Origin of the sequence: Pseudoalteromonas sp. APM04, assembly GCF_022809815.1 — a bacterium.
Taxonomy (GTDB): domain Bacteria; phylum Pseudomonadota; class Gammaproteobacteria; order Enterobacterales; family Alteromonadaceae; genus Pseudoalteromonas; species Pseudoalteromonas marina.
Genome location: NZ_CP094442.1, coordinates 48,476 through 74,368 on the forward strand (window position 1 = coordinate 48,476; position 25,893 = coordinate 74,368).

Genomic DNA, 25,893 nt, shown 5'->3' on the forward strand with positions numbered 1-25,893 from the left:
AACCGAACACTGTTCGGTTTTTTTTGCTTTATACGTATTTTACTGTTCTATAAAGTGTATTAACTTATCAGCTATATCTGTATTATTTTGAGAGCCAACAAATTGTTCACTCCCTTTACCATAAGCAAAAACTTGTACGTCTACTGCAGTATGTCCACCCGTAGTCCATCCAGTAAAGCTTGTGTCACTAATAATACTTTTAACGGCTAAGTTGAGTGCTTTGTCACCCATAGATTTAGCTTGCTCAAGTTTTATTTTGTTTTCAGGGGTAAATGCAATGCTGGTATATTTATTCCACACTGATTTTAAATCATCAGACTCAAGTAAGTGTTGTGTAATTGTACCCGCTGTTGCTTTTACGCCATGCACAACATCTGCTTCCCACTTATATTGGCCGTGCGCACCCAATGTTAAGCCACCTGTAGAGTGATCAGCAGTTATAACTAATAAAGTATCTTTATTTTTATCAACATATGCTTTAGCTTTTTCGATAGCAGATGCAAAGTCATCCATTTCGGCCATGGCACAGGCTATATCATTTGCATGCCCACACCAATCAATTTGGCTACCTTCAATCATTACAAAAAAACCATCTTTATTTTGATTGTCTAGAAGGTCGAGTGCTTTAGAAGTAAGCTTAGTTAACCTTGTTGGGTTTTCGTCTAACGCAAAAGGTAAGCCTTTAGCGGCATATAAACCGATAGCTGGAAGTTGCGTAATTTGATCAAGGTTTTGAATATCGTCACCATACTGGTAACCCGCTGCTTTAAATTCGTCAACTAAATTTCTATCGTCTCGAATAAAGTATTTAGTACCACCACCCAGCATTAGGTCAACGGGTAGTTTGCCTGCAATTTTATTATCAATATAATCATTAGCAATTTCGTCGTAATTATTACGTGATTCATTATGAGCGGCAAAGCTTGCTGGTGTAGCGTGGTTTATTTGTGATGTAGCTAATAGGGCTGTAGTCATGCCTCGCTGTTTAGCGATTTCAAGCATTGTTTTAAGTGGTTTTTTATCAGTATCTACGGCAATTGCACCATTATAACTTTTATGCCCGCTGCTCAACGCTGTCGCACTTGCGGCGCTATCGGTTACAACTGTGTGATCGTCAGGGTAAGTACGCGCCATTCCTGTCAGCATGGTATCAAAAACGGTTTGCTCAACAGACTTTGTAGTGGGGTCATCTTTAAAATAACGATAAGCAGTAGTATAAGCAGGCCCCATGCCATCACCAATCATATAAATTACATTTTTAGGTGCAGTTTCGGCCATTGCACCAGATGCAGTGCACATTAGAGCTAACACACTTAATTGTTTTTTCATGTTTTATGTACCTTTTGAGTGTACTTTATTAATAGCTAAATTATTGTATACCTTAACTATGATAAATAAATTAATAGATTGCGACAAATGATGATTTAGCTATATATAAGCTGATTATTGTGCGTAAAAATTATTGTAAAGCCGTTAAAATATCTATTAGGAATCACCAAATAACAAAAAATACACACATAATAGTCGAGCTAAATTAAAAATAACATTATGAATAAATGACGGTTTTTATTTATTCTTCTAGGTTGCAGTTGTAGCCTCAGCGACTAAAATAACAAACATTTAGTGAAACTATTTAGTGGTCTGACAACTTGTATGTTATAAATTTACAAAAATAAAAGGGGTTTATGTGCGGCCATTTAATATTAAAACACGTAATTTAGATATTCATGGTTTAAAAATAGGCTCTGGTGAAGAGGTAGTAATAGCACTTCACGGTTGGTTAGATAATTGTAATAGTTTTAAGCCCATGCTTGATGGCCAAAAGCCAGAGCAAACTTGGTACTGTATTGATTTTTCTGGACATGGTTTAACATCGTGGCGCAGTGATGACGCTCATTACTATTTTGTTGATTACATCGATGATGTTTATCAATTTATTGAAGCCATTGGTGCTGACAAAGTTCATTTAGTCGGGCATTCTATGGGAGCTATGGTCGCGGGTCTTTTGGCCAGTTGCTTTAGTCAAATGGTTAAATCGGTAAATTTTATTGAGGGTATTGGCTGCGTAACAACACCCAGCGAGGAAGTTACGGAGCAACTAAAAAATGCTGTGCTTAATCGTGCAAGAACGCATAATAAAAAAACAAGAATATATCCCTGTAAAAAAGATATTTACGAGGCACGGTCTAAAACAACCGACTTAGATGTTGAATTAATTTCGCTATTGATGGAACGAAATATCAAAGCAGTCTCTAAGGGTTTTGCACTAACAACCGATCCTAAGCTCAAAAATCATTCAGGTTTTAGGTTTGATGAAGTGCAATGTATTGGTGCAATAAAAGAATTAATTGCACCATGCCAATTAATTTTAGGTAACCAAGGTTACGCGTTTGTAAAACAAAATTTAGAAAAGTATATTAATTATTACAATGACTTGAGTGTAATTAATGTGGAAGGTGGGCACCATTGCCATATGCAAAGTAGCAAAGAATGTTATGAACACATTCAAGCATTTATGGTGCAAAGTGGTGCACGTTAATTGTATATTGACGTTAAATGTGGGATTATTCCCGCATTAGAGTATTTGCTCAATTGTTAAAGTGCCTTACTTAGATTAAGGTTAATAAAAATATAACTATAAACAGGGGCTAAGAGTGGAAAAAATCTGGCTTAAGCGCTACCCAGAAGGTATGCCTGAAACAATCGATCCTGAGCATTACAACTCGTTACTCGAAGTGTTCGAAAAAAGTTTTTCTGATTACAAAGATTTACCTGCATTCACAAACATGGGTAAAACGTTGTCGTATGAAGAAATAGACACAGCAACTAAAAAAGTTGCCTCGTATATTCAAAATGATTTGGGACTCAAAAAAGGCGACAAAGTTGCCGTAATGATGCCTAACTTATTACAAACACCTATTTCTATTTTAGGTATTTTACGCGCCGGGTGTGTGGTAGTTAACGTTAACCCTTTATACACTGTACGTGAGCTCGAACATCAGTTAAAAGATTCAGACACAAGCGCCATTTTCATTCTTGCAAACTTTGCAGATACTCTTGAAAAGGCTTTAGGTAAAACAGACGTTAAACACATCGTGGTTACTCAAGTTGGTGACATGGTGGGTGGCCTTAAAAAGCACATTGTTAACTTTGTTGTTAAGCACGTTAAAAAAATGGTGCCTAAATACAACTTACCAAACACGATTAAATTTTCAGATTTGTTAAACGCTGACGAAAATGCTTACACACGCCCTGAATTAAATTTATCTGACCTAGCATTTTTACAATACACAGGCGGTACGACCGGTGTATCTAAAGGTGCTATGTTGAGCCATGGTAATATGGTGGGTAACCTTGAGCAGGTGTCTGGTTGTTTAGATAAGGTACTAAACCGTGGAACAGAAGTGGTTGTTACTGCACTTCCGCTTTACCATATCTTTGCACTTACGGCTAACTGCTTAACGTTCATGAAATATGGTGGTTTAAACTTATTGATTACTAATCCGCGTGATATGCCGGGTTTTGTAAAAGAGTTAAGCCAAACTAAATTTACAGCAATCACCGGTGTAAACACATTATTTAATGGTTTACTAAACACCCCAGGTTTTGATGAACTTGATTTTAGCCACCTAAAAATGTCGTTAGGTGGTGGTATGGCGGTTCAACGTCCTGTTGCTGAAAAGTGGCAAAAAGTGACGGGGTCAAAACTGATGGAAGGCTACGGCCTTACTGAATGTGCTCCACTTGTTACAATTAGCCCTTACGACTTAGAGTCTTATAACGGTTCTATTGGTTTACCTGCACCAAATACTGACATTAAGCTAATGCTTGAGAATGGTGAAGAGGCAGCTAAAGGTGAGCCTGGCGAATTATGCGTTAAAGGCCCTCAGGTTATGCTTGGCTATTATAAGCGCCCAGATGCCACAGCCGAATGTTTACAAGACGGTTGGTTTGCAACAGGTGATATTGCTACATATGACGATGAAGGCTTCTTCTATATAGTAGATCGTAAAAAAGACATGATTATAGTATCTGGCTTTAACGTTTTCCCAAATGAGATTGAAGAAGTTGTTGCAATGCACGACGGTGTGCTTGAAGTGGCGGCTGTTGGTATTCCTCATGATGTCAGCGGTGAACAAGTTAAAGTTTTTGTTGTTAAAAAAGACCCTTCTTTAACTGAAAAAGATATAATAAACCATTGTCGTGATAATTTAACTAATTACAAGGTTCCAAAACTCGTTGAGTTTAGGGATGAGTTACCTAAAACAAACGTAGGTAAAATACTCAGACGAGCCTTGAAAGATTAGAAAACTATAAAAAAGCCGGCATTAGCCGGCTTTTTTATTGTAGGAGACTAAGTGCAATATCAATTAATTCAAACACAAGTTCAGCTTGATACCTTTGTTGAGCAGATCCAAAATAAGCCTATATTAGCTATTGATACCGAGTTTATGCGTCGTCGCACTTTGTATCCAGAAGTTGCACTCATTCAGGTTTTTGACGGTGAGCATCTAGCACTTATCGATCCTTTAGCTGAGCTCTCGTTATTTGATTTTTGGCAGGTTTTAAAAGACCCCGCAGTTTTAAAAGTGCTTCATTCACCATCTGAAGACATTGAAGTATTTCAAAAATATGCTGGGTTTGTTCCTGCACCATTGTTTGATACTCAATTTGCTTTGCAATTGCTTGGTGAAGGAAACTGTATGGGGTTTGCCCTTATGGTTAAAACACTCCTAGGTATTGAAATAGATAAAAGCGAATCACGTACCAATTGGTTACAACGACCGCTAACTACAAAGCAACTTGATTATGCTGCCGCTGATACATTTCATTTATTACCGTGCTTTGAATTAATTATCGATCGCATTAACAAAGCTGATTTGTTTGAGATTATTTTGGATGAGAGCGAATTAATTGCTAATAAACGGGCTTTTCAAACACCGGATGAATTGCTCTATAAAGATATTAAAAATGCTTGGCAGTTAAAACCACATGAATTAGCTGTATTAAAAGAGCTAGCAATATGGCGCCGTAATAAAGCAATACGTAAAAACCTTGCTCTTAATTTTGTGTTGAAAGAACATAACATGACCGAAATCGCTAAGCGAGGGCCATCTAGTTTAAATTCATTGCGTCAAATACCGGGTGTAGAATCTATTGAAGTTAATCGCTCAGGGGTTGAGATTTTAAAGTGTATAGAAAAAGCTAAAGCAATTGCCGTTGACGAGCACCCGCAAGTGTTGAAGCGTTTAATAGATTTTCCTAATTATAAACAAACGGCAAAAGATATTAAGCAAAAAATAACGAAAGTTGCTAAGGCTAATAATATTCCTGAGGACGTTTTAGCATCTAAAAAACAAGTTAATCAATTAATTAGCTGGAATTGGAAGTTGACGGCAGAGCAAAAAAAGACACATATAAAGCCAGATTTATTGAGCTCTTGGCGTTATAGTTTTATTAAAGAAGCACTAAAAGAGTGGGATACCTAAAAGGTTAATATTTTAGTAGTTGTTAGTTATAAAGAGGGCGCTTAACGCGCCCATTCTTCAATTATTTCTTTTCTTCGTCAGGTAAAGTTACGTTTAGCTCTAATACGGCTAAGTCGTCTTCATTCTGATCAAATTGTACCTGCACTGCATCACTATTAACGTTCACATATTTTCGAATTACATCCAAAATATCTTGTTTTAATTGTGGTAGGTATTCAGGTGTTCCACGCTGAGAACGTTCGTGTGCGACAATGATTTGCAATCGCTCTTTTGCAAGAGACGCACTGTTTTTCTTTTCTGAGCGGAAATAGTCAAGTAACGACACATTAGCCTCCAAAAATCCGTTTAAAAATGCCTTTTTTCTCTACATCTAAGAAGCGAAAATCGACGGTTTCACCAAGTAAGCGGTTTATGGCATCAGCATATGCTTGACCAGCATCTGATTCGCCATCCAATATTACCGGTTGACCTGAATTTGATGCACTCAATACTGCTTGTGACTCAGGAATAACACCTAACAAATCGATAGCTAATATGTCTTGTACATCTTCTACCGAAAGCATTTCACCTTTAGCAACACGCTCAGGGTTGTAGCGTGTTAATAATAGGTGCTCTTTGATATTTTCAAGGCCTTCTTCAGCGCGTTTAGATTTGCTATGCAAAATACCTAAAATACGGTCAGAGTCTCGTACAGATGACACTTCTGGATTGGTGGTTACAATCGCTTCATCAGCAAAATACATTGCCATCATCGCACCCGCTTCAATTCCTGCTGGTGAATCACATACAATATAATCAAAGTCTTCTTTTAGCTCGTTTAAAACGCGTTCTACACCATCACGAGTTAGTGCATCTTTATCACGCGTTTGCGATGCTGGAAGTAAAAATAACTTCTCAACACGTTTGTCTTTGATAAGTGCTTGGTTTAGGTTTGCTTCACCGTTTATGACGTTTACAAAGTCATAAACAACGCGGCGCTCGCACCCCATAATTAAATCAAGGTTACGTAAACCGATGTCAAAATCGATAATAACCGTTTTGTAGCCTTTTAATGCTAAGCCTGTGCCTATTGCGGCACTTGATGTTGTTTTACCAACACCACCTTTACCCGAGGTAACGACAATTACTTTTGCCATGAGATTTATCCTTTAACCAAAGCTGAAATTTCTAATGATTCATTTTTTTGTTGTATTTGCACTGCACTGCCCCAAAACTCACCTTGTAGAGAGTCACTGATCCAGTAGTTGCCATTTATGGAAACAAGTTCTGCTTCTAGCTTTTGGCAAAATATATGTGCGTTTTCTAATCCTTTTGCGCCCGCTATTGCGCGACCACGAAGGGTTCCGTAAATATGTACGTTGCCATCTGCTATTACTTCTGCACCATGACTAACAGCGCCTAATACAATAAGGTCGCGGTCTTTTGCATACACCTGTTGACCCGAGCGTACAGTACCGTTAATTATTTGTGCTGGAAGTATAATATTTTTTTCGACAATTGAAGTGTTAGGTTGCTTTTCAACGGGCTCTGCTTTTATGTCTTGCGAATAATTTAATACTGAAAAGCCAGCTTTTTTGGCATTTGCATGCTGCCCATCAGAGCCATTGCATACACCCACTGCGTTGAAGCTCATTCGTTCGATAAGTGACTTTAAATGAACAAAGTCTAAAGAACTGCTTTTTACTTCTTCTAAATTGACAACAATAGGGGCTCCTTCAAAAAAACGAGGGGCTTGGGCTATTTTTACGTACAATTGTTCTGCTAAAAGGTTTATATCAGCACTATAAAGATGTAAAACTGATAACGTAAAAAGATTCCCTTTTAACTCAAAAATTTGGTCCGACATACACGCTCAATTGAATTGTATGATAAGAAATTATAATTAGATAAACACAGGCTGAATAAGGCCTTAATCAAAATTTCTAATCTAAATTTTCTAACTTATTATTACTCTCATGGTATAGTGTGCAGCATTGTTGTGCAAGAATTTATAGGGTCATAATGTTAACTGCGGTATATAAAAGTAAGAAAAAGACGGATACCTTCTTATTTGTTGAAAAAAGAGATGATTTTAGCAAAGTTCCAGAACCTCTAATGGCTATGTTTGGCAAACCTCAATATGTGATGCTCATCAACTTAGCTAAACGTGAGCACCTAGGTGGTGCGGATTTGGAAACCGTTAAGGGTGCATTAACCGATCAAGGATACTATTTACAACTTCCACCACCGGAAGATAATTTGCTTACTGAACTAAGAAAACAAAATGGAGCCGATCGTGATTAAAAAACTGGCAGTTGTATTATGTGGTTTATGCTTGAGTTCGTCAGTTGTTGCCAAAACACAAGCCGAATTTAAAGATTACTTAGTAAACCTAAAAGAAGAAGCAATCGCAAAAGGCTACGAAGCGTCGTTAATTGATAGTGCATTTGCGACCGCGACTTATAAAGAGAAAGTGGTATCAGCTGATAAAAACCAGCCTGAAGTGAAAGAAACACTCGAGACCTATTTACCAAAACGTGTACCACAATGGAAAATTGACCGTGCTCGTAAACTTTATGCTGAGAACAAGGATATTCTTGAGCAAGTAGCTAAAGAGTTTGGCGTACAAGCACGCTTTATAGTCGCTTTATGGGGTCTTGAAAGTAACTTTGGTACTATTCAAGGCGGTCACAATGTTATTTCATCATTAGTGACACTTGCCTTTGATGGCCGCCGTGAAGCACTTTATAAACGCCAGTTGTGGGCGGCTTTAGACATTTTAAAATCGGGTCATATTACCTTAGATAAGTTTAAAGGTTCTTGGGCTGGGGCTATGGGGCAAACTCAATTTATGCCAACGTCTTTTAATGCTTACGCAATTGATTATAACAACGATGGTCGCAAAGATATTTGGACTACAAAAGAAGATGCGTTTGCTTCAATTGCTAATTATTTAAAGCAAGAAGGGTGGAACGATTCATTAACTTGGGGTCGTCAAGTTATGCTTCCTGATAACTTTGACAATAAATATATTTTAGTTCGTGGTACTAAAACACGTAAACAATGGCTTGAGTATTGGAATGATTCTGAGCGTTCACTCAATGAATGGCAGGCTTTAGGGGTGAGAAGAGCAGACGGTACTGCATTGCCTAATGTTGATGTACGAGCAGCACTGGTTATGCCCGATGATATCAACGGCCGTATGTTTTTGGCCTATGATAATTACAAAGTGTTAATGCATTGGAACCGTTCTTATTACTTTGCAACGAGTGTGGGTTATTTGTCTGATAGAATCGGATACCCAAAAATATAGTTCAACAAAAAATAAAGCCGCACAATGCGGCTTTATTCTTTTTTAAAAATTTTCTCTTTTAAATCGATGACCTTGCCAATTCCTGATCCCAGTTTCATAAGTTTGTTGAGCTGCTCGGGAGTTAAACGCTGTAACTCAGACGACCATTTAGTGACCGTTTCAAGTAGGTTGTGAATTTCTTCCATTTGCTTTTGGGCATACACTTCTTCTTCGTTATTCGCTTCGTCGAGTAAGTTATCTCGCAAAAGGCTGAGCGTGGGATCGATTTCACGTTTTTTTCGCTCTTCAAATACTCGATTAGCCATATCCCAAATATCGCCTGCAGGCGCATAATACTCTTTACGATCACCCGGAATGTGCTGAACTTTAATTAATTGCCAAGATTGCAGCTCTTTTATGCCCATACTCACATTACCACGAGAGATACTTAGTGAGTCGGCAATTTCATTCGCTGTCATCGGGTTTTTAGTAATGATTAGTAAACCACACATTTGGCCTATTGTACGGTTAAAGCCCCAACGGCTGCCCATTTCGCCACAATGCATCACAAAGGTAAAATTCTTTTCAGATAAAGTCATATCATTAACTTTCAGTAATTTCAGAAATTAAATGCTAGCATGTTGATTTGCGATAGCAAGGCATTAAGTGCACTAAAATAATCTTAGTTTGGCTTAAATACAATTTAAGCCATTTTATGCATAGTTTTTAAATATTAAGGGCGCTTGTAAATACAAGCACCCATAAATTTTAAACGCTAAAGTGTGTAACTAAAACTTAATTTAGCATTACGCTCTTCACCAGGCATACCGCCTAAAAACATCGCTTTAGAATAATACTGTTTGTTAAATAGGTTGTTTAAATTAAGCTGCATGTTCCACTGTTTAGTTGTATACGAAATTGCAGCATCGTACACAGTGTAGCCAGGTACATAGCCATCAGGAATACTAAATGAACTTGAGTTAGTACTTCTGTTATCAACGTAAGTAATACCCCCGCTAATATTAACTGACTCGGGTAAATTAAATATGTTTGCATAGTAAGTAACCCATGTGCTTGCAGTTACATAAGGCACCCCTTTTTGACGAGTGTCGTAAGCGCTGCTATTGGGGTTAGATTTATCACGCGCGTCTTGATATACGCCGTTAACATTTATTTTCCACTGCTCATTTAAATACGCATTTAAATCAAGCTCAACGCCTTTGGTTTGCTCTTCGCCATCAAAGTAGCTTTCTACTATATCAGGGCCAGACACACCAGCTTCATACAGTGGGTTACTGTATTCAAGATTTGTACGAGCGCTTTCAAACACAACTAAAGTAGCTAGTAGCTGGTCGTCAAATGCTTTATACCTAAAGCCTAAGTCATTACTTATTGATTCTGAGTCTTCTCTATCTGCTTCGTTACCAGCAACAGAGCCTAATACACTGTATGCGGTTCGGCCTTTAGAGTGATTAACAAACACAGAAAAATCTTCAGTAGGCTGATAAGTAGCACCTAAATTATAGGTTAAACCTGAATCAGATGTGTTTGCCTCAGGGGTTGGCTCTGCACGGCTTGAACTGTAACGTTCATCTACACCATTATGTTCGTAGCTCTGCTTAATACGGTTATAGGCGACTCCTATGCGTGTAGTCAGTGTGTCATTAATATAACCTACATGCTGAACGCCCATTCCCCATGCTTGAACCTTTTTATTATAATCACTCGTTTTTAGCGGGTCGTAATCGTCAAAGCCACCGATTGGCCAATTTGGTTGCCTCATGTCATAGATATAGGGTAAAGCACCTTGATAAAGCACATTACCATCAGTGTCGTAAATTACTTTATCGCTGTCATAAATAGAGTATTGTTTGAAACCAATATCTCGGTCTTCATAATTTGCATTAACTAAGAGTTCGTTATCAATATCGCCTATCTCAAAGTCGTATCTTAAATCTAAAAAGTACTGCCATGATTTTTCATCTGCTTCTACTTGGCGATACTCTTGGCGCCTAGCTGCAAATGGATAAAGTACATCATTTTCAACTAAAGGAGCACGAGGGTCTTGATTAATAACGCCACTGCGAGTTGAGTACACGTAATTAAAAGCCCCTGTTTGACGAGCAAAGCTTGATGTGTAATTACGGTACTGTAGTTGCTGGTTTAAGAATAAGTCATCAGTGATAAAGTAATTATGCGTAAGCTTAAATCGTAATTCTTCACCTTCATTATCATCGGCCATTGGTGAAATAATCCCATTGGTACCAAAGTCATAGGGTGTTAAACCATCTGTTGCAGAAAGAGAGTTCGCTAATTGTAATTGCTGTTCACTTGTCAGTTGTAAGCCACTGCCTGTCGGATCGTTTACTAAGTCTGCAGCGGTTACTTCACCAGCAGTTAAGCCATTCGCTGTCTCTGCGTTGTATATGCGAATAGGGTGGCCAATTGAGTCAACAGCAATTGAATCCTTAATATAGGCAGCAGAGATCATAACGTCTTGTTTATCGTTTAACACATACTTAAGTGATGTATAAATTTCATCACGCTCTTCTTTTAAATCGCGAAAGCCATCGCTCGAGGCCGTTTTAGCCATTACGCGATACGCTAAGTTGTCGCCAAGTGCATTTGTGCTGTCAAAAGCAAGAGAGTAGCTGTCCCATTGACTAAGCTCTAAAGCGACTTTATGCTTTTCTTCAAATTCAGGTTTTTTTTCAATTAAATTAATTACACCACCAGCGCTACCAATACCATATAAACCTGTTGCTGGGCCTTTTAACACTTCAACCGACTCAACATTGGTTAATGAGCGAGTTGGATTAAAGGTGTTTCCAAGTCCAGCTCCCCCATACATACCATCATAAGTGTAATTGGCGTCAAGACCACGAATAACCAGGTTATCGCCAATGCCATAATTATTACCCGCTTGGGTTAAACCACTCACATTACGGACAAGATCTTGTAGGTTGTCTACGCCCTGTGATTCAATTAATTCACGATCAATAATAACAACAGGTGCAGGGGTTTCCATTAAGGACATATCTGACTTTGTGGCAAGGCCCGAACTCATAACAACTTGATTTTGTTTTTGATAAACACTTATGTGTTCAATATCTTGTTCTGCAGTGGTTGATGCTAAAGCGGCTTGTGCATTTAAACAAGCAAGGGTGAGGAGTGAGTATTTAAACTTTTTCATTATGATAACTATTCGCATTTATTTATTTGCGGTAATGGTAATGATTATTATTTGCAAAATATACTAAAAGTTCAATAAATATTAGATTAAAACAACTGTTTGCGTGTTTTTTATACAAATAGGCCGGCTTAGTTAATAAAAACCAAACAAATATAAAGGAGGGGACGAATTTGGCAATTAAGAAAAACAAATTGCAATATGATTTTCTTTAACAACTCTCCCGAATTAAGAGTAATAAACTAAAAGTGACAATAGAGATCAGGTAAAACAATGCTATTAAAGCTTTAACACATTGTTTTACAATGCTTTTAATTTTAGTGTTTTTAGGATTGAGTATTAAAATTTAATGAATTTTAACGTTAAAAGTAAAGGCTAACACTATAAAGCCAGCCTTAACTTAGATTTAAATTTTATTTTTCAGTTTTATAAACAATACCTGCTTTCATCACAAACGGTATTTGCTCTAATGTTGAAATGTTTTTTAATGGGTTTCCTTCAACAGCAATAATATCGGCGGCATATCCCGTTTTTATTTGCCCTAGTTTGTTATGCATTTTCAGCAGTTTAGCGCTGTTAATGGTAGCTGATTGAATGGCTTGCAGTTCAGTCATGCCAAATTCAACCATACGTGAAAATTGCTTTGCATTATCACCATGTGGGTAGATGGCAGCGTCGGTTCCAAATACCATGTTCACACCAGCTTTCACAGCTCGACTAAAGCTATCTCTTTGTTTTTTAGAAACTTGGCGTTCTTTGTTTAGGTTTTCTTCGTCTACACCATTTTGTTCGCCAAAGCTTAATGTGTATTCTGTGTTGTATATATCCATAGAAAGCCAAGTGCCATGTTTTTTTGCCAGGGCTATGGCTTCATCGTCTAAAAAGCTTGCGTGTTCTACGCTGTCAACACCTGCAGTGATGGCTGTTTTTATGCCGCTTGTGCCGTGTGCATGCGCTGCAACGGGCAGGTCGCGCATGTGAGCTTCTTCAACAATGGCTTTCATTTCTTCAAGCGAATATTGTTGTACACCTACTTTGGTACCCTTTGAAAAAACACCACCTGTAGCACAAAACTTTATAGCGTTTGCACCGTACTTTATATTTTCACGTACTTTTGTTCTAACCGCCCATGGCCCGTCTGCTACACCTGTTGAGGTATATTTTAGCTCAGGCGGTAAACGGTTATTGTCACAGTGCCCGCCAGTTATACCCAGTGAAGGGCCTGCAGCCCAAATTCGTGGGCCTACAATGTCACCCGCATTAATACCGTCTCGAACCGCAATAACGCTATAACCATCTGCGCCCACATTTCTTACGGTAGTAAAACCTGCTTCAAGGGTCTTTTTAGCAAAATAAGCCGATTTAACTGCCATGCGTGGGATTGATTGACCCAAGCGCTCACTTCGAGAAACAGTAGGATCACTTGTTAAGTGTACATGCATGTCCATCAATCCAGGGACTAGTGTTAACTGTGGCAGGTTAATAAGTTCATCATTTTTACCTAGTTTCGGCTTTTTATTACGTTCTATTGAGGTGATCACACCATCATCAATAGTAATTAATGGCGATTGAATGAGTGTGCCATCCTCTACATCTAACATGGCTTTTGCAGAAATGTAGGTGACTGCCTGGGCAGGTAGACTGCTCAAACATAATATGGCTATTGAGGCTGATAATAGGTGCTTTTTCACTTTTTAATTCTTTTATATGAAAGTTACGTTGTTTTGACTTTACCAAGCTCAAGTAAAAGTGCAATAAAATAACGACTAAGTTACTACTTTATTTAGCTTAATTTAAAGCACATAATCGAGCTGAGTTTTTTATAAGGATTAATATGAAATTATTAAAATTAGCACTGGTAGCTTCTTCAGTGATCGGTGCGCTTATGGGGTGTAGTAGCACAACGTCTCAACAAAATAATAGTAAACCGGTTTCATCATCTATAAATGCTGTGGTTTCAGAATTATCGGCCGAGCAGCAATTAGACGTGCTTGTTGATCAATACTACAACGAGTCGCTTGCATTTTCGCCAATCAGGGCAACATATAGCGGTAAAGATGAATTTAATGATCAGTTCACGCCTGAAATTTCAGCGACAAATCGTAACAAAAAGGCGGCTTTTTATAAAAAGTATCAACAACGCCTTGCTTACATTGATTCACAACAATTAACAGGGCAAGCGCTATTAAGTTATGAGATTTTAAAACGTGACCTTGCACTTAACCTAGAGGGGATGCAGTTTCCAAGCTACTTTCTGCCTATTAATCAAATGTCGGGAGCGCATAATGTGTTTGCTGGATTTGGCTCTGGGCAAAGTGCACAACCTTTTAAAACAGTACAGGATTACGATAATTTTTTAAAACGTAGCGATAGCTATATCAAATGGCTTAAAAGTGTTGATCTTTCTATGGCTGAAGGTATAAAACAAAATATTGTTTTACCTTTGCCACTTGCAAAAAAGTTAGCCCCACAATTTAGTGCGCATGTTGTAAATAAGGCTGAAGATTCACTGTTTTGGGGACCTATAAAAAACTTACCAAATTCGTTTACAGTTGAGCAAAAACAAGAAATAACAGCGCAATACCGCGATTTAATCATGAAGCAATTAGTGCCGGCTTATCAAAGCATGCACACATTTTTAATTAACGATTATATACCTAGTAGTCGTGTGTCAGTAGGCTACAGTGATTTTACTAATGGTAAAGCTTGGTACGAATACCAAATAAAGAAAAACACAACGCTTAACTTATCTGCTGACGAAATTCACAATATTGGTTTAAGCGAAGTATCGCGTATTTTAAGCGAAATGAAAAAGGTAAAACACACCGTTGGCTTTGACGGCGATTTGCCTGCATTTTTTACCCACTTGCGTGATTCAGATGAGTTCTACTTTAATACCGCTGATGAGCTTATTGAAGCGTACGAAAATGTGAAGAAAAAAATTGATGCCAAAGTACCGCAGTTATTTGATGTGGCTCCTAAAGCGCCTTACATTGTAAAACCAGTAGAAGCTTATCGTTCTCAGTCTGCGGCGGGTGCTTCTTATGCAGCCCCTGCACCAGATGGCTCACGTCCGGGTATTTTTTATATCAATACTTTTAATTTAAAAGCACAACCTAAGTTTTTACTCGAAACACTCTCGATTCATGAAGCGGCACCTGGTCATCATTTTCAAATTGCTCTTCAACAAGAAATAGACGGTTTACCTGATTTTCGTAAATTTGGTGGGTATACGGTTTTTGCTGAAGGGTGGGCACTGTATGCAGAAAGTTTAGGAAAAGAGCTTGGATTATTTACCGATCCGTATATGTGGTATGGGCGTTTGGCTGACGAGCAATTACGGGCAATGCGTTTAGTACTCGATACTGGTTTTCATGCAAAAGGGTGGACGCGCGAGCAAGGTATACAATACATGCTTGCTAATTCATCAATGGCTGAAAGCGATGTAGTGGCAGAGGTTGAACGTTATATTGCGTGGCCAGGGCAAGCACTTTCGTACAAATTAGGGGAGTTTAAAATTAAAGAACTTCGCGATTATTGTAAAAAAGAGCTAGGTTCTCAATTTGATATTAAGGCGTTTCATACGCAAATACTAATAGATGGCGCATTACCCATGCCTATTTTGGAGAAAAAAATAAAGCGTTGGGTGCAATCGCAGCGTTAATGAATAGCGTAAAGTGCTTATCAATTTAAGGTATTCGCTTTGCGCCATTTAGTGCAATACGTTAGAATGCGCGCTCTTAAAAGGGCGCGAGTACACTATGTTTGATCAACAGTTAGCAAATACACAGTTTTGGCTTACAAAAAGCTTGAGCGAAATGAGCCAAAATGAATGGGAAGCTATTTGCGATGGCTGTGGTAAATGTTGTTTAAATACGTTTATAGATAGTGAAGACGAAGACGATTTTTCCCCCACAGATCAGCTACGTGAAGGTGAACAGCTCATTTTCACAAATATTGTTTGTCAGTATTTAGATAATAATACCTGTGGGTGTAGCGAATACGAAAACCGCCAAACACTTGTCCCTTCTTGCGTAAAACTCACTAAAGAAAACCTTAAAGATATTTTCTTTATGCCGCAGAGCTGCAGTTACCGCCGCCTGCATGAAGGGCGTGGTTTAGCTTCGTGGCACCCGTTATTAAATAACGGCGATAAAACACTTATGCATGATCTCGGTATTTCAGTAAAAGATAAAACAGTCAAAGACAGTAATGTAAAATTAGATGATTTTGATTTATACATTGCTGAGTGGCCAACAAAGGATTGCGATTAATGAGCAAGTTAAAAGCGAGTATTGGTTTAATAAACCCGAAGAGCCCTACTAACGTTGGCGGTGTGTTACGAGCTGCTGGGTGTTACGACGCAAAGCAGGTTTATTTTACGGGTAATCGATATCTTAATGCGCAAAAATTTCATACCGATACTAAAAATGTGGTTGAACGTATTCCATTAACCTCTACTGATAGCCTAGAAAAAGTAAAACCTGAAGGGGCAACCGTTGTTGTCGTTGAGTTAATTGAAGGGGCTACACCGCTCCCTGAATTTAAGCACCCAGAAAATGCATTTTATGTTTTGGGCCCAGAAGATGGTTCTGTTCCTAAAGACGTACTAAAGTGGTGCGATGAAGTAGTTTACATTCCTACTATAGGATGCATGAACTTAGCTGCAACCTGTAATGTAGTACTTTACGATAGGCTTTCTAAATTAGGTGGTGTTAAAAGCAGTGATGACACAATAATAAGTTCGCGCGATACCAACAATAAAATGAAATGGGTTAAACCTGCTTTATAACTTTTGTAATGCCAATTAAATCTGCTAGTTGGCATTAGACACTGTCTATATTCAATTTTACGTTCTACCAATTTTTCATTCTCTAGATTTATTTCTCCTTCAAAAGTGTAAATAACGCCTACACTTAACTGACTATTAGTTTGACGATAGCTTTATTATGCGCATTGTAGTCTTTTTGTTGTCCTTTATTAGTTGTTTTAGTTTCGCGAGTCAAAGCGTAACCTTCATTCATAAAAATAGCCTTAAAACTGTAGAAGGACAGCGTTATAAATCGGGGCTTTTATATAGCGCCCCAAATAGTAAACGCACATTACATATTGTTACCTTAGATTGGCCGCCTTATATAAGTAACGACTTATGTAACAAAGGGTGGGTCTATCATTTTGCCGTTGCTGTTCTTAATAGTCAGGGTTACAGCGTTTATTTAGAATTTTTACCTTGGGCAAGAGCTGTGCGTAATGTGGAACTTGGAAAAGCCTATATTTTAATGCCTGAGTACTTTATTGAAGACACTGCGCCTTCAGACTATGTTAAAAATAAAATGCGAAGAGAGCTGCTTGGTATTTCAAATTCGTTTCAAGGTGGAAATATTGTATTTCTAAAGCGAAAAAACGCACCTGGTATTTTTACAGGTAATCTAAACTCATTAAAAGGCTCAACAATAGGTGTTGTAAGAGGATATCAAAACACGCCTGAATTTGATGCCATGATGGATAATGAAGAGTTTAAAGTTATTAGTGCGGTAAACGATTTGCAGTTAATGCAATTACTTTTTGCCAAGCGGGTCGATCTTATTATAGGCGATCCTTCGGTGTTAACCCATTCAGTTACGTTTTCTGAGCTTAACCAAAATGAAAAAATAAAACTGCTTAATGTAGTTGAGCAAGATGGTAAACCACTACATTATAACTCATTGTATTTTGCTATAAGTAAGCTAACACCTAACTGGCTTGGAGTGCTAGATGATATAAATCAAGCCTTATATATATTTTCTAATAGCGGTGAAACTGAGCGTTTAATCAATACTGTATCAGAAGGGGGTGCAGTTTGAATAAAGATGATGAATTGGATCGTTCTAATTACCTTGTGCCCAAATAACTTATTAACAATGTAGAATCAGTTTAACTTGTTAATGGAGTGAAAATAAAAATGAGCACACTGAACACACATAACGATTATGGCGTTAATAAACAGCACAACAAAAATTACCTGTTTCCCCTAACGGCAATGACAACCCTGTTTTTTTTATGGGGTTTTATTACAGTATTAAATGATGTACTGATTCCACGATTAAAAGGCGTATTTGATCTTAGCTACTTTGAGGCAATGCTAGTGCAGTTTTGCTTTTTTGGTGCCTATTTCATTGTATCTATCCCCGCTGGTATTTTAGTTAAACAGCTTGGCTATAAAAAAGGTATTTTAACGGGGCTTATTATTGCTTCGATTGGTTGTATGCTTTTTTACCCTGCAGTAGTAGTGCATGAGTATTGGTTGTTTTTAGGCGCATTGTTCGTGCTTGCTGCTGGTATAACCGTATTGCAAGTATCAGCTAATCCATACGTTGCGGCTCTTGGTCCTGATAAAACCGCCTCTTCACGATTAAACTTAGCACAAGCGCTTAATGCCTTGGGTACTACAGTAGGGCCTTACGTAGGAGGCATTCTCTTTTTCGGTACTGCTGGTACATTGGCTACGTCTGCTGCATCGGCAGAATCAGTAAAAGTGCCTTATTTAATGTTGGCTGTAGCACTTTTATTAATTGCCATTGTGTTTGCATTTATAAAGTTACCTGAAATTGAAGCCCATAAGGAAGACAGCACAGACACCGAAACTCGTTCTTTAATGCAAGCACCTCACCTTACTATGGGGGTTGTAGCAATATTTTGTTATGTAGGCGGTGAAGTAGCTATAGGTAGCTTTTTAGTTAATTACTTTGGTGAAGCACACATTGCTGGGCTTGAAGAGCATGCTGCCGCGGCACTTATTAGTTATTATTGGGGCGGAGCAATGGTTGGGCGTTTTGTAGGCTCTGCGTTGTTACAAAAAATTGCGCCTTCTAAAGCAATTGCCTTTAACGCTATCAGTGTTATTGCGTTGTTATTAATCACTATTTTTACACAAGGTGATGTCGCTTTGTATTCAGTATTGGCAATCGGGTTGTTTAATTCAATTATGTTTCCAACTATATTTTCTGTTGCGATTGAAAAATTAGGCCCGTTAACAAGTAAAGGCTCTGGTTGGCTATGTTTAGCTATTGTAGGTGGTGCATTAGTGCCTTTATTACAAGGGTATATTGCCGATACCGTAAATATTCAAGATAGCTTTTTCGTACCTATGGTATGTTATGTATTTATAGCTTGGTATGGTTTAAATGCTGTTCGTTTAGCTAAAAAATGGTAGAAAATGTATTGAATAATAATGGCTGAATACGTATTCAGTCATTATTATTTTCTTTTTATTTGGAACATTCCAAATTCGTTATATATTGAACATTATTTATGTAAAATTAATTACTTAAAATTTGTAATTAAGTTTTTCTAGTCCTTTTTTATTGTTTTTAGCTGCTATTTTCGGAAAAACCGAAAATAGCTAAGACAATGCTCACAATATTTGCTAAAACTAGAGTGCTAAAAATAAATTAAAGGGCATTTATGTTTGGGGCATTCAAGTTTACGACAAAAGTCACAATAGCAGCGTCTGTTGTACTCGTTTTGGTATTAGGGTTATTCACTGTAAATAACTACTTTACCTTAAAAAACCAAACACAAAATCAGCTTGCTCTCGTGTTGCAACAAAACTCAGAATCTGTTTCTCAAAATATAGCTAGCTGGTTAAATGCAAAGCTGGCCATTGTTAGCGCGTTTGCTAAAACCCACCAACCATCAGATCCAAATACGCTTACATTACTACAATTAAACACAGCAGGGTTAGCAGGTAGTTTTAAAAACACCTATATTGGCCAATCTAACGGTAATTTTATTTTAAATGATCAAAGCATCGTTTTACCGCCAGATTTTGATGCAACATCACGTCCTTGGTATAAGCTAGTCGAAAACAAAACCAATACTGCCTTTACTACTCCCTATATTGATGTAACAACTAACGAGTTAACTATATCTGCTGTTGTGCCTATAAACCAAAATGACCGTTTTGTTGGTGTTGCTGGTGCTGATATTGATATGCAAACTGTGACAGAAATTATTAATAATATTGATTTTTTAGGGCTGGGTTATGGTTTTTTACTCGATGACAGCGGCCAAATATTAAGTCACCCACAAAGCAATGTTAACCTAAAAAATATCGCTGAGTTATTTGGCACCAAACCATTACTTAGTAGCGAGTTTGTTGAATATCAAATAGCTGGCGAAACTAAATTAGTTTCGTTTAATAAAATACGTGGTATTGAAAATGTAAATTGGTATTTAGGGGTTGTTATTGATCAACAAAAAGCATTTGCTAGTGTATCTAGTTTTGGTGAAACGGCATTTATTTACTTAATTGTGGGTACAATCGTAATTGTAATTTTAATGCAATTCTTACTTCGATATTTAATGCGTCCAATGAATCGGTTAAATGACGCTATAAAAGATATTTCACAGGGAGAAGGTGATTTAACACGTCGTTTAGAGATAGAAAATGACGATGAGTTTGGTGAACTCAGCCATTCATTCAATGTGTTTATCGAAAAAATTCAATCATCAATCGAACAAGTTAAAAATACAACAATACTTCTTGATGGCGTAATAGCCAGTCTGCTATCACAAACACATTCTTCACTTGCGATGTATGACGATCAAAGTATGCGTACTGATAGCGTTGCAGCTGCAATTAATCAATTTACAGGGATGACATCAGATATATTCAATAGTGCGTCTGACGCATCATCACTTGCAAAAGATGCTAATAAGCACTCTACACAAAACCAAGAAATATTAAGCACTAATGTTGCTGGGATCCATGAGCTATCTGCAAATATAGTGCAGGCTCAACAAACTATTAATAGCTTAAATGCACATACAGAAAGCATTGGTAATGTTTTAGAAGTGATTAAAGGCGTGAGTGAACAAACCAACTTACTTGCATTGAATGCGGCTATTGAAGCAGCTCGTGCAGGTGAAGCCGGACGTGGTTTTGCAGTAGTGGCTGATGAAGTTCGACAATTAGCTCATCGCACCAAAGAATCAACGCAAGAGATAGAAGAAACAGTCATAGAATTGCAAAAAGGGTCAACTTTGGCTGTAGAGTTAATGAAAACAAGTTTGCAAGGCAGTGAAAAAAGCGTGTCAGAAGCTGATGCAGTTGGAGAATTAATGCAGCAAGTAATAGAGGATATAAAACAAATAAGTGCTGCTAACCATGCCGTTGCGTGCGCTACAGAAGAACAAAATCAAGTTGTTAAATCACTAGATGCAGATATACAAACTATCAGCGAACTGTCTATTCAAAGTAAAACCAACCTAAATAATACTCTAAACGAATGTACAAAACTGAGGCAACAATTCGGTGATTTAGAACAAATGGTTAAAAAGTTTAGAGTATAGATATGGATGATGAAAACTTAAATAAATCGAGTTGGCGCAACTTGATTAATATAGACAGTGTTTATAACTCAGACAGGCAGCGTCAAGCATTTTCATTATTTACAATGATAGCGTTTGCTATTGTTGTATTGGGTTTTTTACTTCTATCTAATTATGATGTGTATTCACCTATTTTAAGTGTAGCTTTGCTCGTTGCTAATATGACGATTATTGCCTGTACCGTTTACTTTTTTAAAACAGGTAAATTAGAGGTTGTGTCTTTAATAACCATGCTAATCATTTTTATTATGTGTATTGCGCTTATTTACACAGGTGGTAAAGAGAACACAGCGCTGTATTGGCTCATGTTTTATCCAGTTGTTACCTTTGCTACTCTCGGTGTTAAATTAGGGTTATGGCTTAGTGGGTTTTTATTAGTCTGTTGTTTAGGGCTACTGTATGGCCCTAACATCGGTCAGGTAGATTATGGCGATGTAGAAAAATCGCGTTTTATGGCATCTTTTGGTTTAGTGTTTGTTTTTTCATTTATTGGCGAATTTTTTAGGCAAAAAAGTCATGCGTCTATTGCTGAAATTACTTTATCGCAAAAAAAGGATGCGTATACCGACCAGCTAACTGGCGCTGCAAACAGACGTTTTGTCACATCTCACTTTTTTAACTTAGTAAGTGACTGCCCAGATGAGTATTTACCATTTAGTATTTTATTATTAGACCTCGACCATTTTAAGTCTATAAACGATAACTATGGTCATGATAGTGGTGATACTGTCCTAATAGAATTTACTAAAATGCTGGAGTCACACTTCAGTTGCGATTCAATAAAAGCGCGTTATGGTGGTGAAGAGTTTGTGGTTATTCTCCCAAAAGCGACTATTCAAATTGCAGAGCACATTGCTAACAACTTTAGAGAAAGTGTTGCCAATACAACACTTTTGAATGTTGATAGTAAAAACGTAGCACTTACCTGTAGCATAGGTGTAGCACAAGTAAATAAACTATCAGATTACAATGATGTTTTAAAACAAGCCGATCGATGCCTTTATAAAGCAAAGGAAACGGGTCGAAATAAAGTGGTTTCAGCTTTTATGTAGGAGTTGTTATGTTTCAAAGTAAGTTAATTTATATACACGATCCAATGTGTAGTTGGTGTTGGGGCTATGTACCTACGTGGCTAAAATTAAAAGAACAACTTGAGCATAAAATTATTGTTGAATATAAAGTGGGCGGCTTAGCTGCCGATAGTCAGCAGCCTATGCCAAAAGCAATGAAAGAAATGCTTGAAGACACGTGGCACAAAATACAAAAGCAGTTAGGTACACAGTTTAATTATGACTTTTGGCGTAATTGCGAACCTCGACGTTCTACTTACCCGGCTTGTAGAGCAGCTCTGATCGCGCGTAAAACCAATAAAGAAGCGCAAATGATAGAAGCAATCCAACATGCTTACTATTTAAATGCGCAAAACCCTTCTGATGAAGCCACCTTGGTAGCGCTCGCTAAAAGCATTGGTCTAGATGAAGAGGGATTTGCAAATGAATTAGTCAGTTCATCATTAAATAATGAATTGAGTGACGAGTTGGCATTTGTTAAAGCGTTGCCTATTAATGGCTTTCCTTCCTTGGTACTTATTCATAACAACAGCTACTATCCTATTGGCGTTGATTACACTGATTGGCAAAGTACTTACAGCCAAATTTTAAATATTATTGATTAGGAAGCGTTAATTTTAACGCCTCGACCGGCTTTATTCTGCTATAAGTCCTGATTATGACAGCTGTCATAAAAGCGACTTTTTTGCGCAACATCCTTGTCATCTTTTATCTATAAACTTCCCTTCATTGAATTATTCAAGCCACTAAAGCTCTGTTTATTGGCTTGAAATACAACCTAGCAAATCCGCTAATTAACGAGTAAAGGTGTATACGATGAAAGGCGTTAAACCATTAATCTTAGCTGGTATTGTGGCCGCAAGTGCAGCAGTACACGCTAACGATTTAGATAAGGTTATTGATAAAAGCAGCGAAATTAATAAATCAGCTGCGCAATCACAAACAAAAATAGACAAGATTGCAGATTCAATGCAAGGACGTTTACAGCAATTTAAAACGCTCAATAAAGAGATTGACGGTTTAGCTGTTTATAACGCGCAGTTAAATAAACAGCTTAATAATCAAATTGAAGAAATGGAATCGCTTAACCTATCAATGGATCAGGTTTCTATTATTGAGCGCCAAATTACACCACTTATGATGCGAATGATCACAGGTCTTGAGCAGTTTGTATCGTTAGACATTCCCTTTTTGCAAGACGAGCGCGCTAAGCGTTTAGTATCACTGAAAACCATGATGGACCGCGCTGATATCACCTCGAGTGAAAAATTTCGTCGTGTGCTAGAAGCTTACCAAGTAGAGGTAGACTACGGGCGCACAATTGAAGCTTACACCGCATTGTTAGATGTAAACGGTAAAGAGCGTGAAGTTGACTTTTTACGCATTGGCCGATTAGAGCTGATTTACCTAACACGTGATGGTAAACACGCTGGTAGCTACAACACAGAGACTAAAACGTTTGAAACATTACCAGATTCAACAATTAGTCAAATCAATAAAGGTTTACGTATTGCGCGCAAGCAACTTGCCCCAGATATGCTAACTCTGCCAGTACACGCAGCAGAATAAGAGGTTAAAAATGAAATTGTTTACTCAAATGACAAAAATGGCATTGTTTGTTACAAGCCTCGGTTTTGCAGGCGTTAGCACTGCGGCAGAAACAATGGATCTTGATTCATTATTAAAAACATTAGAAAACGGCAAGACCGTTCAAAGTGCTCAAAATAAACAACGAGAGCAGGAGTTTACTTCTCGCCAAAACCAGCAAGTTCAAATGTTAAATGATACAACTGCAAAGCGTAACCAAATGCTTGTTGAATCAGAGCGCCTTGAAACACAATTTGAAGAAAACGAAGTTAAACTAGCAAACTTAACCGATACCTTATCTAAGCGAATGGGATCACTTAAAGAGTTATTTGGGGTATTACAGCAAGTCGCTGGGGACTCTAGCAATAAGTTTGCTACTTCGGTTGTATCAGCAGAATTACCGGGCCGTAGTGACTTTATGGACGAGTTAGCTCAAAAAATGGGTTCAACGTCTAAGCTTGCATCAATAGAAGATATTGAAAAGGTGTGGTACGAGCTGCAACGTGAAATGACTGAGCAAGGTAAAGTCAGTCGCTTTAATACTTCAGTTATTGTTGAAGGTGGAAATAAAGCAGAGCAAGAAGTTGTTCGTGTTGGTGCCTTTAACTTAATTTCACAGGGTCAATACTTAGAATATAACCCAGGAACAAACACGCTGAGCGCGCTTACTCGCCAACCAGTGTCTCGTTATACCGCTACAGCTGCTGACTTACAAGATGCTAAAAGTGGTGTTGTACAGTTTGCATTAGACCCAACAGGAGGCTCTATTTTAGGTTTACTTGTTCAAGCACCAGATACATCAGAGCAAGTTCATCAAGGTGGTGCGGTTGGTTATGTAATTTTAGGTGTTGGTTTGCTTGCTTTATTAATTGCAATTGAGCGCTTTATTTCATTGTTACTTGTTGGTGGAAAAATTCGTCGCCAATTAAAAGATTCAGTAGCGCGTGACGACAATCCGCTAGGTCGTGTAATGAAAGTAAAAGACGACTACCCACATGTTGCTTACGACACGTTAGAGCTTAAATTAAGTGAAGCAATTTTACGTGAAATGCCAAAAATCACACGTAACTTAACGCTTATAAAAATCATCTCTGTTGTTGCCCCATTACTTGGCTTGCTAGGTACAGTTACCGGTATGATCAACACGTTCCAAGCAATCACATTATTTGGTACTGGCGACCCTAAACTAATGGCTGGTGGTATTTCTCAGGCACTGGTTACGACCGTACTTGGCTTAGTTGTGGCAATCCCAACAGTGTTTATATACACATTACTAAACACGCGTTCAAAAGGCTTACTGCTTATTTTACAAGAGCAAAGCGCAGGTATCATTGCTGAGCGAAGCGAGAAGGGAGAATAAACCATGGTGCTATTGATTGACTCAATCAATGCTATCCGTGATTTTCTCGACACCGGTGGCCAAGTCCTCTTGGTCATTGGGGTGTTAATCTTCGCGATGTGGTTATTGATACTCGAGCGATTTATATACTTTTTCAACGGGTTTCGCGGATACAAAAATAGCATTAAAGGAACATGGTCAACGCGTAACGAACGCAATAGTTGGAATGCTGAGCAAATACGCCAAGCTATGATTTCGCGAGCAAGTATGCGTTTAAATGCAAACCTTCCGCTTATCAATGTCATGGTAGCTTTGTGTCCACTACTTGGGTTGCTTGGCACAGTAACGGGCATGATTGAAGTGTTTGATGTAATGGCTATAACAGGCACCGGGAGTGCGCGTTCAATGGCGTCAGGTGTATCTAAAGCCACAATCCCGACAATGGCGGGTATGGTAGGGGCGTTATCTGGTGTATTTGCCTCAACGTACTTACAACGTAAAGCCAAACGTGAAGTAGAACTACTTGAAGATAGCATGTTGCTAGATCACTAAATAAGTTTTATGAGCGGCTAAAC

General features: G+C 38.0%; 23 protein-coding genes. 16 read left to right on the plus strand and 7 right to left on the minus strand.

Annotated features, from left to right (window positions below; translation table 11 throughout):
* Nucleotides 1–39: 39 nt before the first annotated feature.
* Nucleotides 40–1,329, minus strand: a complete 1,290-nt coding sequence (locus tag MTP24_RS16200; RefSeq protein WP_243534195.1) for an alkaline phosphatase — start codon at nt 1,327–1,329, stop codon at nt 40–42.
* A gap of 358 nt (nt 1,330–1,687) precedes the next feature.
* On the opposite strand from MTP24_RS16200, the gene MTP24_RS16205 reads away from it, so the two are divergent.
* From MTP24_RS16205 to rnd, 3 genes are all read left to right on the plus strand, one after another.
* On the plus strand, nt 1,688–2,539 hold the full coding sequence (locus MTP24_RS16205; RefSeq protein WP_243534197.1) for an alpha/beta fold hydrolase: 852 nt from the start codon (nt 1,688–1,690) through the stop codon (nt 2,537–2,539).
* Between the two features lie 115 nt (nt 2,540–2,654).
* A complete protein-coding gene (gene fadD / locus MTP24_RS16210) occupies nt 2,655–4,307 on the plus strand; it encodes a long-chain-fatty-acid--CoA ligase FadD (RefSeq protein ID WP_006793459.1) in 1,653 nt (550 codons plus the stop codon).
* Between the two features lie 51 nt (nt 4,308–4,358).
* Nucleotides 4,359–5,489, plus strand: a complete 1,131-nt coding sequence (rnd, locus tag MTP24_RS16215) for a ribonuclease D (protein ID WP_203987559.1) — start codon at nt 4,359–4,361, stop codon at nt 5,487–5,489.
* Between the two features lie 61 nt (nt 5,490–5,550).
* On the opposite strand, the gene minE is transcribed toward rnd, so the two are convergent.
* From minE to minC, 3 genes are read right to left on the minus strand one after another with little or no spacing between them, the layout of a single operon-like run.
* On the minus strand, nt 5,551–5,814 hold the full coding sequence (minE, locus tag MTP24_RS16220) for a cell division topological specificity factor MinE (protein WP_006793461.1): 264 nt from the start codon (nt 5,812–5,814) through the stop codon (nt 5,551–5,553).
* A 1-nt stretch (nt 5,815) separates the two neighbouring features.
* The gene (gene minD, locus MTP24_RS16225; protein ID WP_006793462.1) at nt 5,816–6,625 is read right to left on the minus strand and encodes a septum site-determining protein MinD; all 810 of its coding nucleotides are present in this window, start codon (nt 6,623–6,625) and stop codon (nt 5,816–5,818) included.
* Nucleotides 6,626–6,630: 5 nt separating this feature from the next.
* A complete protein-coding gene (minC, locus tag MTP24_RS16230) occupies nt 6,631–7,335 on the minus strand; it encodes a septum site-determining protein MinC (RefSeq protein ID WP_243534199.1) in 705 nt (234 codons plus the stop codon).
* 155 nt (nt 7,336–7,490) lie between these two features.
* On the opposite strand from minC, the gene MTP24_RS16235 reads away from it, so the two are divergent.
* Nucleotides 7,491–7,772: a YcgL domain-containing protein gene (locus MTP24_RS16235; RefSeq protein ID WP_006793464.1), complete on the plus strand. Its 282-nt coding sequence runs from the start codon at nt 7,491–7,493 to the stop codon at nt 7,770–7,772.
* Nucleotides 7,765–8,781, plus strand: coding sequence for a lytic murein transglycosylase (locus tag MTP24_RS16240; protein WP_243534201.1), 1,017 nt, complete (start codon nt 7,765–7,767; stop codon nt 8,779–8,781). Before MTP24_RS16235 ends, MTP24_RS16240 begins: the two co-directional genes overlap by 8 nt.
* A gap of 32 nt (nt 8,782–8,813) precedes the next feature.
* Here MTP24_RS16240 and MTP24_RS16245 read toward each other — a convergent pair whose 3' ends face one another.
* The 3 genes from MTP24_RS16245 to MTP24_RS16255 all read right to left on the minus strand — a co-directional run bounded on the left by MTP24_RS16245 (nt 8,814) and on the right by MTP24_RS16255 (nt 13,641).
* The gene (locus MTP24_RS16245; RefSeq protein ID WP_006793466.1) at nt 8,814–9,359 is read right to left on the minus strand and encodes a MarR family transcriptional regulator; all 546 of its coding nucleotides are present in this window, start codon (nt 9,357–9,359) and stop codon (nt 8,814–8,816) included.
* A gap of 176 nt (nt 9,360–9,535) precedes the next feature.
* A complete protein-coding gene (locus MTP24_RS16250; protein ID WP_243534204.1) occupies nt 9,536–11,953 on the minus strand; it encodes a TonB-dependent receptor in 2,418 nt (805 codons plus the stop codon).
* Nucleotides 11,954–12,363: 410 nt separating this feature from the next.
* Nucleotides 12,364–13,641 carry an amidohydrolase family protein gene (locus MTP24_RS16255; protein WP_243534206.1) on the minus strand — a complete coding sequence of 426 codons (1,278 nt, stop codon included), beginning with the start codon at nt 13,639–13,641 and terminating at the stop codon, nt 12,364–12,366.
* A 143-nt stretch (nt 13,642–13,784) separates the two neighbouring features.
* Here MTP24_RS16255 and MTP24_RS16260 point away from each other — a divergent pair, with 143 nt between their 5' ends.
* The 11 genes from MTP24_RS16260 (at nt 13,785) to MTP24_RS16310 (ending at nt 25,870) form a co-directional block, all read left to right on the plus strand.
* The gene (locus MTP24_RS16260; protein WP_243534208.1) at nt 13,785–15,614 is read left to right on the plus strand and encodes a DUF885 domain-containing protein; all 1,830 of its coding nucleotides are present in this window, start codon (nt 13,785–13,787) and stop codon (nt 15,612–15,614) included.
* Nucleotides 15,615–15,711: 97 nt separating this feature from the next.
* On the plus strand, nt 15,712–16,224 hold the full coding sequence (locus tag MTP24_RS16265; protein ID WP_006793470.1) for a YcgN family cysteine cluster protein: 513 nt from the start codon (nt 15,712–15,714) through the stop codon (nt 16,222–16,224).
* Nucleotides 16,224–16,742 (plus strand): RNA methyltransferase, encoded by a 519-nt coding sequence (locus MTP24_RS16270; RefSeq protein WP_006793471.1) that lies wholly within the window; start codon nt 16,224–16,226, stop codon nt 16,740–16,742. The genes MTP24_RS16265 and MTP24_RS16270 overlap by 1 nt, the downstream gene beginning before the upstream one ends.
* Before the next feature lie 157 nt (nt 16,743–16,899).
* A complete protein-coding gene (locus MTP24_RS16275) occupies nt 16,900–17,793 on the plus strand; it encodes a transporter substrate-binding domain-containing protein (protein WP_243534210.1) in 894 nt (297 codons plus the stop codon).
* A gap of 98 nt (nt 17,794–17,891) precedes the next feature.
* Nucleotides 17,892–19,142 (plus strand): sugar MFS transporter, encoded by a 1,251-nt coding sequence (locus MTP24_RS16280; RefSeq protein WP_243534212.1) that lies wholly within the window; start codon nt 17,892–17,894, stop codon nt 19,140–19,142.
* Nucleotides 19,143–19,393: 251 nt separating this feature from the next.
* The gene (locus tag MTP24_RS16285; protein ID WP_243534214.1) at nt 19,394–21,283 is read left to right on the plus strand and encodes a methyl-accepting chemotaxis protein; all 1,890 of its coding nucleotides are present in this window, start codon (nt 19,394–19,396) and stop codon (nt 21,281–21,283) included.
* A 2-nt stretch (nt 21,284–21,285) separates the two neighbouring features.
* Nucleotides 21,286–22,374 (plus strand): GGDEF domain-containing protein, encoded by a 1,089-nt coding sequence (locus MTP24_RS16290; RefSeq protein ID WP_243534216.1) that lies wholly within the window; start codon nt 21,286–21,288, stop codon nt 22,372–22,374.
* A gap of 8 nt (nt 22,375–22,382) precedes the next feature.
* Nucleotides 22,383–22,997 carry a DsbA family protein gene (locus MTP24_RS16295; RefSeq protein ID WP_243534218.1) on the plus strand — a complete coding sequence of 205 codons (615 nt, stop codon included), beginning with the start codon at nt 22,383–22,385 and terminating at the stop codon, nt 22,995–22,997.
* Between the two features lie 211 nt (nt 22,998–23,208).
* On the plus strand, nt 23,209–23,961 hold the full coding sequence (locus tag MTP24_RS16300; protein WP_243534220.1) for a DUF3450 domain-containing protein: 753 nt from the start codon (nt 23,209–23,211) through the stop codon (nt 23,959–23,961).
* A 10-nt stretch (nt 23,962–23,971) separates the two neighbouring features.
* The gene (locus MTP24_RS16305; protein ID WP_006793479.1) at nt 23,972–25,339 is read left to right on the plus strand and encodes a MotA/TolQ/ExbB proton channel family protein; all 1,368 of its coding nucleotides are present in this window, start codon (nt 23,972–23,974) and stop codon (nt 25,337–25,339) included.
* A 3-nt stretch (nt 25,340–25,342) separates the two neighbouring features.
* Nucleotides 25,343–25,870 carry a MotA/TolQ/ExbB proton channel family protein gene (locus MTP24_RS16310; RefSeq protein WP_006793480.1) on the plus strand — a complete coding sequence of 176 codons (528 nt, stop codon included), beginning with the start codon at nt 25,343–25,345 and terminating at the stop codon, nt 25,868–25,870.
* Nucleotides 25,871–25,893 lie beyond the last annotated feature (23 nt).